Annotated in this window: 7 protein-coding genes; 4 read left to right on the top strand and 3 right to left on the bottom strand. The window is 46.4% G+C overall.

Annotated features, from left to right (window positions below):
* Positions 1–168: 168 nt before the first annotated feature.
* The 3 genes from ENTMO_RS0118390 to ENTMO_RS0118380 all read right to left on the bottom strand — a co-directional run bounded on the left by ENTMO_RS0118390 (position 169) and on the right by ENTMO_RS0118380 (position 3,735).
* Complete coding sequence (locus tag ENTMO_RS0118390) at positions 169–1,287, bottom strand: hypothetical protein (protein ID WP_237702343.1); 1,119 nt, start codon at positions 1,285–1,287, stop codon at positions 169–171.
* A 400-nt stretch (positions 1,288–1,687) separates the two neighbouring features.
* A complete protein-coding gene (locus tag ENTMO_RS0118385; protein ID WP_010434176.1) occupies positions 1,688–3,298 on the bottom strand; it encodes a YfjI family protein in 1,611 nt (536 codons plus the stop codon).
* Positions 3,299–3,525: 227 nt separating this feature from the next.
* Positions 3,526–3,735 carry a helix-turn-helix transcriptional regulator gene (locus ENTMO_RS0118380; protein ID WP_004114618.1) on the bottom strand — a complete coding sequence of 70 codons (210 nt, stop codon included), beginning with the start codon at positions 3,733–3,735 and terminating at the stop codon, positions 3,526–3,528.
* A 277-nt stretch (positions 3,736–4,012) separates the two neighbouring features.
* Between ENTMO_RS0118380 and ENTMO_RS0118375 the strand changes: the two genes are divergently transcribed.
* The 4 genes from ENTMO_RS0118375 to ENTMO_RS0118360 all read left to right on the top strand — a co-directional run bounded on the left by ENTMO_RS0118375 (position 4,013) and on the right by ENTMO_RS0118360 (position 11,525).
* Positions 4,013–4,774 (top strand): hypothetical protein, encoded by a 762-nt coding sequence (locus ENTMO_RS0118375; RefSeq protein WP_010434175.1) that lies wholly within the window; start codon positions 4,013–4,015, stop codon positions 4,772–4,774.
* A 926-nt stretch (positions 4,775–5,700) separates the two neighbouring features.
* Positions 5,701–8,010 (top strand): tellurite resistance TerB family protein, encoded by a 2,310-nt coding sequence (locus tag ENTMO_RS0118370; protein WP_010434174.1) that lies wholly within the window; start codon positions 5,701–5,703, stop codon positions 8,008–8,010.
* Positions 8,011–8,013: 3 nt separating this feature from the next.
* Positions 8,014–9,330 carry an ATP-binding protein gene (locus tag ENTMO_RS0118365; RefSeq protein ID WP_010434173.1) on the top strand — a complete coding sequence of 439 codons (1,317 nt, stop codon included), beginning with the start codon at positions 8,014–8,016 and terminating at the stop codon, positions 9,328–9,330.
* Complete coding sequence (locus ENTMO_RS0118360; RefSeq protein ID WP_010434172.1) at positions 9,327–11,525, top strand: DEAD/DEAH box helicase; 2,199 nt, start codon at positions 9,327–9,329, stop codon at positions 11,523–11,525. Before ENTMO_RS0118365 ends, ENTMO_RS0118360 begins: the two co-directional genes overlap by 4 nt.
* The last annotated feature ends 237 nt before the right edge of the window (positions 11,526–11,762 follow it).

The raw sequence follows: 11,762 nt of genomic DNA, 5'->3' as shown, positions 1-11,762 counted from the left end.
AAAAGAAGGGGATAACGATGAAATTCGATCGAACCGATCGACAAAATTGATCGTGGTTCAGTAAATATATTTACCGTAAACCTCGCCCGAGTTTATCGATGGTCCGGTTTCACTTCAGAAGGGTGATATATATCTGAGATTTTATTGAACACAGGCTGAGGAAATGCATCACTGAGGCGGTATGGCGCAGACACCGTCCTCTGTGACAGGAGGAACACTAAAAAAGCGGTTATAGAAGAGATTACAGGCTCTGTGGTCGCTGGTGTCAATGTGAAAATATTTTGCCATGTACTGGCTGAGTATATGCTGAAATTCGTCGTAGATTTGTTGAGACCCCCGCTTGTGCTTCACCCTGATTTCATCGACTAAACGATAACATTGCTCCAGCAGGTGGTCGCCGTCGCCGTTCAGCAACGCATGAAACGCGGCAACGGCAAATAATTCATTCGCAGGCCCGGCATTAAGCCAGACGCTGACTTCGGTACAAACCAGCGTTTCCCATAGTGACATCAAATTCAGGCGTAAGGCTTCCTCTTTTAACAGACGGGTTAGTGGAGGGAATGCGTAAATATCAGTGTCAAATAGCCTGCGTGACAGACTTAAATCAGCAAAGGCAAGATGCTTAACTCCGTACAATGCTTCCTGTACAGCATCTGAACCGTATTTATCCGTTAACGCTTTCAGTAAGGTCGATTTAACCGGTTGAGGTGTTTCCATTGCTTTTATGCCACTCAGCACTCCTGACTGACAGCAGGGGATAAAATCCTTCATCATCCGGTTTATAGCAGCAGGTGCGATGATAATGTTTCTGGCGATATTTGCACCGCCCTTAGAGTTAGGGTAAATGTGGCATAGCTCAAGATCCAGCCAGGGGATTAACCTTTTTGTCGTATCAGCAACTCTGTGCCCGTTCAGCGTATTATACGTTTTCTGGTGGCCAGCTTTGTGCTGATATAACCGAATGAGGTCTGCAATATCCGTCGGACCGGTGATACTCCCCAGTCCAAGGGAATTATTTTTTAGCATGGCTTCCACATTGAGCCAGTAAGAGTGCTTAACCAGTCTTATAATAGCATCGTCATCGATTAACCTCCGGGCTTTATCCCGATGTTCCTTACAACAATAAAACTGATTGCGGGTTTTAGATATACTGATACCACAGGCGGGATACTGGCATATTAATGCTGCTCTTTCCGTTCGTCTGGCTGAATTTAACTGTCTGCCCTGATAATGTGTCGGGCATAGCCGTAATATCCGTTCAGCGGGTGAATGGCCGATCTGTGCCATGCAGTTATTTCTTTTACATACGGCCATAATGAAACTCTTATTTAATATAATAATATCTATGTTTTTATTGACAATAGCGGTGATGATATTTTACGTATCATTAAATATATTTATTGGTTAACATCAATTAAATATTAATGTATTTGTCTCAAATGAGTAAGAAATACACCAGCAGAACTGTTTTATTAAATTACAGGTTTTAATGGCTGTTAATGATTCATATCCACAGAGCTTTACACCTGTCGTCATTATCTTTTTTTACTACTGTATTCTGAGAAAACCCCGCGCAGATCGCGACCAGTAGCGACTGGCGCGGGGTTTTTGCCTCTGTGGTTGTTTTCGAAGACGTTTAACCAGTGTACGCTCTGGCCATCCGGGCCTCTGTAGTGAGATGTCCCGATTAATATTCCAGCCTGTTAAAGTCGAAGTATTCAAAACCATGCCTGCCAGTGACATTCTCTGGCGATGCAATAATCGGATTATGTCCGTTCTCCAGGAATGCCGGTGGAATACACCATGAGTGGCGACATTCCAGGGAAGGCATGGCAATATACACCGCAGAATGACGGCCGGGACGAATAAAACAAATCAGACCCAGTGCGATTAACTGCTCAAGAACAGATTGTGATTTACTGGCGTCACGCAGCCGGTTCGGGCCGTTCCGGTTTACCTCATTTTTCCTGAGTGGATATCCCTCATTATCGAGAAATTTCTCCTTAAGCCACCTGAACATCTCGTAAACGTCCTCCATAAATGCATTCCGTTCAGAAGAAGGGAAAAACAGCCTTTCCGCTTCTTCAAGATGCCATTCCACAATTTTGAAGGCGGCCTGGATGACCCCCCGCGAAATACATAAACTCTCAGGTGAATACATATATGTCAGAATGGCCGCAACCCTGAGGGCATTCGCCCCCGCTTTGGCTGCAATTTCACTGATATGCTCCATCTGCTGTCCGGGGGCTGTTTTACGGCTGAGCTCTGACTGTTTATCTGCCCAGTAAGTGGTCGCATCATCAGATAACCTGAGCGTTTGTTTTTGCGTATCGTGACTATAAAAACGCGCCTTTTGCTTATCAAGTAACTGGTTAATTTTACTGTGGAACACATTTAATGCTTCATCAGAATGAGCGTGGTCCGTATTTGTGCGGCGACGTCCCAGCGTGCTGATGGTATTGATATAAAGAAACCGCGACAGAAAACCACTTCCCTTGCTGAGTTCACCGTGGTTACGGCGGTAATTTTCAAAGACCGGGGGGTGAACCATTAATGCTAGGGTCAGGCAGGCGTTGATATCGTACTCCTCACCGCCCGGGCGGTGGTATTCATAGGTCTCTCCGTCCCAGGCTTTATTCAGTAAACCGAGGTTGTTTTTCAGATACCCTTTAAAAAAGGTAATTGCCTCATCTGAGAGCACCCCGGCTTCAGAATACCGGCTCAAACCTTCCAGGAGCGCCTTTGCGGTGGTGTCGTCATGAAGCATCGCCAGGCGGGTCGGAGGCTGCTGCCGGGTTTCTGCATGTTCATCTAACAGCCGTTCTTCCTCCGTCCCCTCAGAACCGCTTTTGATGGCAGTGTACAGATTACTGGTCAATGCTTTCTGGTGTATTTTCCAGATATTGTCAGCACGCAGGTGTGCCTTCATCAGACCGTCGTGCTGCTGCTTCATTTGCTCAGCGAATCGGTAAAAAGGCTTCATCACTTTTTTGCTGATACTGGTCTTACCTTCACCGGAGACCGCCAACGTCAGTAAATACAGTGCACAGTGCATCGGATCCGATGAGTGTGGTGGTACCACCTCAATATGAGCCTGACAGGCGAGGGAAGCGGCTGCCAGTACGGCCCCCGCTATCAGTTCCGCCGGGATACCCGTCTCGTTATAAAGAGCATCAATGACATCCCGCATCACCGGCGGGAACGCGCAGACAGGATAACCCTCCGGGGTTCTGTTTTGTACGGGAATATAAGGCTCCGGCATTTTCGGAATGACAGTGTGTGGCAGTATATTCTGCATGTAATATTCTCCTTGGTTACTGTTTTCAGTAACGGGTTAGTTGTGAATATAATAAAATAGCCAAGCGTCAAAATTTATTTAAAGTAATAATTTTACTCAATAAATAATCGCATTCAGTTTCCTTGCAGCTGGCAAAAATATGTCGCAGCGAGTACATATTTAAATCAGAGACGTTGTTATATAACCTGCGTATCCTCCTTTAATTTTTACCAATACTATCTCATCGCTTATGATGCCTGCTGGCGTTCCAGCAGCCATGCATCCAGCTCTGACTCAAGCCAGCCGACGGACTGCATACCCAGCCTGCGCTGTTTCGGAAAGGTCGGGTCGTGGCGCGGCGACTTCGGGTTGATCCAGTCATAGATGGTTGAGCGGGCAATGCCCGTTTTGTTAACAACGGCGCGTATCCGCAGTATCCTGATACCTTGTACAGACATATCTGTTAATTCCCCCTGTTCTTTCGATATGGATGCAATTGTATGGTGCCGGAACAGGTAATGGCACCCGCCTGGTGGCTGTAGCAAAAAAGACATTTTATAACAACGAGATAGGGGTTTTTTTTAGGGTTTTTTCCCGTTTTTTGTTGGTGACAGAATGTTTTTTTTCGAAAATGGTGTCGGAAGCGTCTGGCTAAGGGCAAGAATGAGTCGTTCCAGGTGTCAGGCAAGGAAATTTACTGGAGTATAGAAATTGTCATTCGAAAAGAGGGACTTCATGGCTGATTTAGACAGGGATTTTACCCCTGATGAGTTACTCATCGTATTTCGTAAAAAGAGGAAAGCGTTACGTTTTCATCTCGGGATCAGACAGAAACATATCGCCAGGCAATGGCTGAATAAAGATACTGAAATTGTTATCGTGCTACAAACAGGGAGACAAACGAAGGATGAAGATTTAGCGCGGCGACTTGCTGATGAGCACGGAGAGAAAAAATGGCGGCGTTATCTGAAAATTTTCAGTCTTTCAGAATGGATGATAAAGGGGATCAGGAACGATATGTCTGAGGCTGAACAATACTGGAGGCAGGGAACATCGGCTCTCGAATCGGATCCAGATCATGCGGTGCAATTAATGCTGAAGGCTATCGCGTTGTTGGATCGCGGTCTGAAACGCAGTGAATCCGCAGCAGGTAAAAGAATCAAGGAACGGCATAAACTCAATTCTGCTTATGGCGGAAAGGTCAAAGCGACACGTTTTGATGGCGTTAAAGACGAAGTGATAAAACACCTGGAAGCGCAACCTGAGGGCTGGGAAACTAAAACCGATGCCATCAACGCAATTATTAAAGCGTTAAGGCCCTATATTGAGGAGCATGGATGGCCTTCCGCACAGGATAAAAACGACTCACGGGACGCGGCAATGGTGGAGGCAAGCCAGATCAAGTTGTTGGCTGAATGGTCAGTCAAAGACAAAAGAGTGAAGGCGGCGTTTGCGAAGGCAGTACAAAAACGTATCGGGGTGTCGCAAAATCGATAGTCCGGTACCTTGAGAGCGCGTACGTGATTCAATGTGACTGCCTTTTCTCAGATGTGGCTGTGCAGAAGAGCATAGAGCTGATAATAAGACGATACGAGCTCCCCTGAACATCATCGTCTTTTTAGCGATACTGACAGGGTTGATAGCGATACAACTTTTTAATGAGTAATCTGTCGGGAGTACCTTGCACTTTTTAATAGTATGCCGGATCACACTGTCCAATCTGGCAATGGTATTCGTCGTGTAAAACCGCCTCTGCCGCAGGTACCCCAGGTCATGGGTTAATGCTTTGTAGTCCTTCTAAGATACGAGCCGCAGGCTATTACGCACCATGTGAATGATACAGAACTTAATCCGCTCTCCGGATAAACTGCATTAATGGCGTCAGAGATGCTCTTCAGCTCATCAACGTAGGCGATGAGGATATCTTAACTTCGGCACAACTCAGCTCATAGCTTAATTAGTTGATAAAAATCAGCGTGGGGCCCCTCGCTATATCTGCTCATAGATCAGGTTTGACCTGACGCAGCTATTACACAAAACTAAACCAGCTACTCTTAAAATCCGAGAATGTACAGTCTCTAACGGCTTTCCAATAGTTACCGACATTCTCAACGAATAGGTAAATGTCATCATACAGCGGTCAGTTCTGCATCCCCAGTATATTTGCTCGTATGTTAACCTAGCATTAGTACAACATCATTCTTAGGCGAATGGCCCAGCAGGCTTTTTACTCCTTAAAAATTCACTTCTGGTGAAGTAAATTATTCAATGATTTTTGTCATTTAAATCAATTGGTTAATTTTAATTGCGATTTGCTTTTAACCATAGCGATTTAGACGTATTATTTTGAGATTAATCCACTTGCCATGCATTCCCTACCACATTTCAAATGTGAATGAAGAATTATTTTAAGGTTATATATCATGGAGTTATTGAAGTTTCTGGCGGCGATTTTAGTAATTTACTTGTTGTTTTTTAGAAAGAAAAAACGTAAATCTTCAAAGTCTTATGCTTCAAGCCCCGTGAAAGCACCGCCAAAAGAATGGCTCGCTGACATCAAGAAAAAAGAGGCGGTTGTGCGAAACGATGATAGTGAAGACGATAACCTTGCAACTTTTACATTGAGCGGTGGCCGGGGTGTTGAACTTCGGGTGACAACCAATCATTACCGGAACACCTCAAAGTCAGCAGGTGCACTAGCTCGATGGGTACTTCCGGGTGAGATGATAACTGTAGCTGGTGTAGCAATTAGCGGTGGCCACATTTACTTGGGGCAACGTATGAAGCCCTCCGGTCAGGAATCAGGCGGCTATTATGACGATGGAAATGAGGCATCATTAATTGATGACACATGTAAGATAAAACCTACTTCTTATCTTTACGAGGACAGTTCATTAGGATACTGGCCCAGTTTTTCTTCTCTTTCCCCAGAAGCACGCGGTGCGTATGTCAGTTGGCTCGCCAGCGATAGGTCTGATCCATCGTGTCCTATCGGCTATGTTTTTATCTACCTCTACGGCCTGGAAAGAAAAGCGCTCATAGATTCCACTGACCCAAAATTCCCTGATGCTGAGTTCCGTAATCTGTTCAATGAAGTAGCTCGGTTAAGATCCGTATTCATTGAGAACCGCTCATTCCGTGGATATTCGGCCCAGTTACTCGAAGCCATGTCTATTCTGCGCCCGAACATGGGCTTAGCCACTGAGCTCGATAGCAATTCAGGTTTCAGCAACAGCATGCAATTTAAGCTGGCTCTGGCAAAAACTGTACATGAAGGAGTCCCTGTATCAGCTGAACTGGCGTTGAGCTGGGTAATAAACCACACCGAGTATTCGCTGCGTACCCCGGCTCGCCGCTGTGCTAAAGAGTTTGCTGCGCTTTTCAAACGGCGTTACACCCTCAAATATGGTGAAGGGATGGTCGTTAAGGCGAATAAAACGCGCCTAAGGTTAGATTACACACCAGCAAGTCCTAGTTTGCGAGGTGTTCGACTCCCTGTTCCCGACCTGCCTGATCCAAGTGCGTTGAAGAGCCCTGTCCAGAAAATTATGGCTCTTGCCGACATATGTACGGATGAACTTGATGCTTATAGTCGCTACCTTGGTAGGAAAGGTACGTCAGTCAATGATACGGCTGCAATAATGTTGCTCCCTTCAGAGATCGTTAATGAAAGCGCAGAAAAAATATTAAGCTCATTCAAACGCTGGGCTGATGAGGCGATCCTCGTCAAGGAGGGGTTAGTCTCAGTTGCTGACTTTTGGGCACATATGAATGCCATTTGCCCCAATAAAATCAATAAAAAAGAGGCCGATTTGATGCAGGCCTTTGCTCTGAAGATGGGTTACGGTCTGGCACCTGACCCGTATTATCACCATGTGAAGGCGGATGTTGATGGGACACTTGTTCTATTCCCTGCCGCCGAAGGTGGACGCTTCTCACCTTCTTCTGAATTTATCTCAGCAGTAATGACGCTCAGATTAGGGGCGATGGTCGCCTTGATTGACGATTCTCTTGATCAAGCTGAACAGAAAGTGCTTGAGAATGCCATCAACAACAATACTGGCTTCACCGATGATGAAAAACGCTCTCTACATGCGTATTTAACGTGGCAACTTCATACCCCAGCCAATATGACAGGAATGAAAAGCAGGATTGAGTTGATGGGGGCTGCGGAAAAAGCTGCTGTGGGTAAAGTTATCGTTAGTGTTGCCTGTTCGGATGGGACAATAGCGCCTGCCGAAATCAAACAGCTTGAGAAGATTTACTCAAGTTTGGGGCTGGATCCCTCATCTGTCTCGAGCAATATCCATCAGCATTCCGCAACTGAACATGATCTCGTCTCGTCTGTACCAACTGATCAGCCAGCAGTAGGGTTCACACTGGATGCTAATGTACTGGCCCGCCACGAATCTGCCACGGATGATGTTCGTAAATTGCTGAACACAATTTTCACCGAAGAAGAACCGGAAGAGCCAGAAAGCGCTCCAGCCTCATTAACGGAGGCGGGGGGGCTAGACTCCGCACATAGCCAGCTTTATCGCAGTTTGCTGGAGAAAGAACAGTGGTCCCGGAAAGAGGCGACAGAATTGTGTGGAAATTTGAATTTGATGCTCGGCGGTGCGCTTGAGGTGATTAATGACTGGTCCTATGCGGTGGTTGATGCTCCGGTACTGGACGATGCCGATGATGATATCTGGGTTGACCTGGAAATTGCCAAAGAATTAGAGGGATAGTGAATGTCTGTAACACGTATAAGAGTGAAAGAACGCGACGCTATTATTCAGTCACTTAAGTCAGGTGTAACGCCAAGGATAGGCATTCAGCATATCCAGGTTGGCCGCGTGAATGAGATCACCGCTCTCCACCAGGATATTGAGAGGATTGCTGACGGTGGTGCAAGCTTCAGACTTATCATCGGTGAATATGGTTCTGGTAAAACGTTCTTTCTGAGTGTTGTGCGCTCTATTGCGCTAGAGAAGAAGCTGGTGTCAATCAGTGCAGACCTTTCTCCTGACAGACGCATTCACTCATCGGGAGGTCAGGCTCGTAATCTCTATTCTGAGCTTATGAAAAACATGTCCACCAGAAACAAGCTGGATGGTAATGCGTTACTTAGCGTTGTTGAAAGATTCGTTACGGAGGCAAGGAAGGAAGCTGACAAGGACGGCTCCGAGGTTTCATCAGTTATTCATAAACGCCTGGCAGCACTATCAGATATGGTCGGCGGATATGACTTTGCGAAGGTCATTGATTCATTCTGGCGCGGGCATGAGCAGGATAACGAAACACTAAAATCCAATGCTATTCGCTGGTTGCGGGGAGAGTACACCACTAAAACTGATGCCCGTAACGATCTCGACGTTCGGACTATTATCTCAGACGCTTCATTCTATGACTCTTTGAAGCTGATGAGCCTTTTTGTCCGCCAGGCAGGCTATGCCGGTCTTTTGGTCAGCCTCGACGAAATGGTGAACCTCTTTAAACTGAATAATACGCAAGCAAGAACAGCGAACTACGAACAGATTTTGCGGATCCTGAATGACTGCCTGCAAGGCTCAGCCGAGAATATTGGTTTTATCCTCGGGGGGACGCCAGAGTTCCTTTTCGATCCGCGCAAAGGTCTTTACAGCTATGAGGCGCTCCAATCACGTCTGGCGGAAAATCGGTTCGCGCAAAAAGCAGGAGTGATTGACTACTCGTCTCCCACTTTGCATCTTGCCAGCCTCACCCCTGAGGAACTGTATATTTTACTGAGAAATCTTCGTCATGTTTATGCAGGCGGAGATCCAGAGAATTATCTGGTTCCAGATGAGGCACTGACTGGATTTCTGCATCACTGTAGTAAAACCATTGGAGACGCTTACTTCCGTACCCCCCGTAATACCATAAAAGGTTTCTTGGACATGCTGGCCGTGCTGGAACAAAACAGAACGATGAACTGGCAAACACTAATCGAGGGTGTGGCGATTGAAGAGGACAGGCCCAGCGAAATGGATGACGTCATTATAGAGGAAAGCGATGACGACGACGGACTGGCGAACTTCAAATTATGAGCAGTGCCTATGATAGTCTCGATCCCCGCGTCCGTAAGTGGGTTTACAAGCAGGGGTGGTCTACATTAAGGCCCTTGCAGGAGAGTTCTATCCCGGCAATTTTAGCCCGTGATCGAGACGTGCTAATCAGTGCAGGCACAGCAGCCGGTAAAACAGAGGCTTTCTTTCTTCCTGCCTGTTCGGCAGTTGCAGATCTCACTAATGGATTTGGCATCGTCTATATCAGTCCGTTGAAGGCATTGATTAACGATCAGTACCGTCGTCTTGAGAGCCTTGGAGATGCATTGGAAATGCCAGTGACTCCTTGGCACGGGGATGTACCACAAAGCAAAAAGAAGAAGGCTCGGACAAACCCTGCTGGCATTTTACTGATTACACCTGAGTCACTTGAGTCTTTGCTCATAAATTCAATGGGCTGGCTCAAACAGGCGTTTTCGTCAGTCGCATACATCGTTATTGATGAGTTTCATGCTTTCATTGGCTCAGAGCGTGGTGTACAGCTGCTTTCTCTGCTCAATAGAATTGACCATGTGCTAGGACGCCAGGTAAATCCAATTCCCCGCGTTGCGTTGAGTGCCACGCTTGGGGAACTGGAGAAAGTACCCGAACTTTTGCGCCCGGACAAACGACTACCCTGCGTAACTGTTACAGATAGTAAGAGCGAGGCCACTCTTCAGGTACAGGTCAAAGGTTATCTGGAGCGAGTGCTCCAAAAAGAAGAAGAACTTCAGAGTTCAGCTGAACATGACGTTTGCGCTGACATTTTTAGACTTTGCCGTGGCGATTCTCATTTGGTCTTTGCAAACAGTCGAAAGCGGACTGAAAGCATTGCTGCCACGCTGAGCGACATGTGTGAGGAACATATTGTTCCCAATGAATTCTTTCCCCACCATGGTTCCCTTGCCAAGGAATTGCGGGAAGCGCTTGAAACTCGTCTTCAGAAAGGAAATTTGCCCACAACAGCTGTTTGTACAATGACGCTTGAGTTGGGAATTGATATCGGTAAGGTTAAGTCGGTTATCCAAGTTACGCCTCCGCATACTGTTTCCAGTCTGCGTCAGCGTATGGGACGTTCTGGGCGACGCGACTCCCCATCAGTTCTAAGAATGCTAATTACAGAAAATGAGCTCACTGTGACTAGCAGTATCGTTGACCACCTACGGCTGCATTTGGTCCAGTCGATGGCAATGATCAGATTGATGATCTCTAAACAATGGTTTGAGCCTGCCGATTCCCAGCAGATGCATTACTCCACGCTGCTACACCAGATTCTTGCAATTACCGCGCAATGGGGCGGAGTTCGTGCCGATCAACTCTGGTCGCAGCTATGTCAAACAGGCCCGTTCCGTAATGTGGATATAGGCGATTTCAAAAGCCTGCTTAAACATATGGGGGCATGTGGCCTGCTCACTCAACTCGCTAGTGGAGAAATGGTTGTTGGGGCAGAGGGGGAGAAACTGACTAACCATTACACGTTTTATGCCGTGTTCAACACACCAGAAGAGTTCCGCATTGTCACCGGAAACAGAACCCTTGGAACAGTGCCTGTGGACTCCCCACTGCTACCAGATCAACACATCATCTTCGGTGGGCGGCGCTGGAGAGTGACAGAGATCGAGACAGAGAAAAAAGTTATCTATGTAGAGGCGACCAAAGGCGGTCAGCCACCACAATTTAGTGGGGGGGGAATGTCTGTTCATGATGCCGTTCGTCAGGAAATGCTCGCTATCTATAGGGAAGGTGATTACCGCATAGCAATAGGTAGCAAGAGAGTAGATTATGCCGATTCTGCCGCCAGAAGCCTATTTGCGGAAGGCAGCCGTAACTTCCAGAGTTATAACCTGCAAAATGAGTATTTTCTTACGAGCGGCCAATACTGTTACATCCTCCCATGGATGGGAGATAAGGTTGTCAATACGATTACAGCCTTGCTCATACGTTGTGGCTTTAAAGCTAATTCATTGGCTGGAGTTATAGAAATTGACGGCTCAAGTATCACTTCTGTTCAACAGGCCCTTAAAGACCTGCTGCAGTCAGGCTTGCCCTCAGCGTTTGATCTTGCTGTAAATGTTCCAGAAAAGTACTTAGATAAATATGATGAATATTTACCAGAGTTTCTGCTTGCGAAAGGATTTGGGGAAAAAGCGTATGACATTGAAGGCGCGTGTACCTGGCTGAAAGAACATCTTCAGTAAACTGGTTACATAAAAAGGGGGAGATGTTCCCCTTAAGCTTGAGGCCGATTGATGATATTAATTTTTGCTCTTGGCTCGGATCTGCCAGAAATCGAGGTCATAAGGTCTGCTTTGAGCGAGGAACGGACTCTCACACGTTTAGTAAACAAACAGCCATGTGCAGGATATTTGTGAATAAGATCAATTAATTATATTTTCCACATGAGATAATTAAATAGAGGGTATCTCAATTTTGAC

Source organism: Enterobacter mori LMG 25706 (assembly GCF_000211415.1).
Lineage (GTDB): Bacteria > Pseudomonadota > Gammaproteobacteria > Enterobacterales > Enterobacteriaceae > Enterobacter > Enterobacter mori.
The sequence above is the reverse complement of the archived record's forward strand: the minus strand, read 5'-3'. Positions and strand labels throughout refer to the sequence as shown.

Bases quoted from the DNA above. Each gene is read 5' to 3' on its own strand.
- ENTMO_RS0118390 (WP_237702343.1), bottom strand. From the start codon at position 1,287: ATGGCACAGATCGGCCATTCACCCGCTGAACGGATATTACGGCTATGC.
- ENTMO_RS0118385 (WP_010434176.1), bottom strand. From the start codon at position 3,298: ATGCAGAATATACTGCCACACACTGTCATTCCGAAAATGCCGGAGCCT.
- ENTMO_RS0118380 (WP_004114618.1), bottom strand. From the start codon at position 3,735: ATGTCTGTACAAGGTATCAGGATACTGCGGATACGCGCCGTTGTTAAC.
- ENTMO_RS0118375 (WP_010434175.1), top strand. From the start codon at position 4,013: ATGGCTGATTTAGACAGGGATTTTACCCCTGATGAGTTACTCATCGTA.
- ENTMO_RS0118370 (WP_010434174.1), top strand. From the start codon at position 5,701: ATGGAGTTATTGAAGTTTCTGGCGGCGATTTTAGTAATTTACTTGTTG.
- ENTMO_RS0118365 (WP_010434173.1), top strand. From the start codon at position 8,014: ATGTCTGTAACACGTATAAGAGTGAAAGAACGCGACGCTATTATTCAG.
- ENTMO_RS0118360 (WP_010434172.1), top strand. From the start codon at position 9,327: ATGAGCAGTGCCTATGATAGTCTCGATCCCCGCGTCCGTAAGTGGGTT.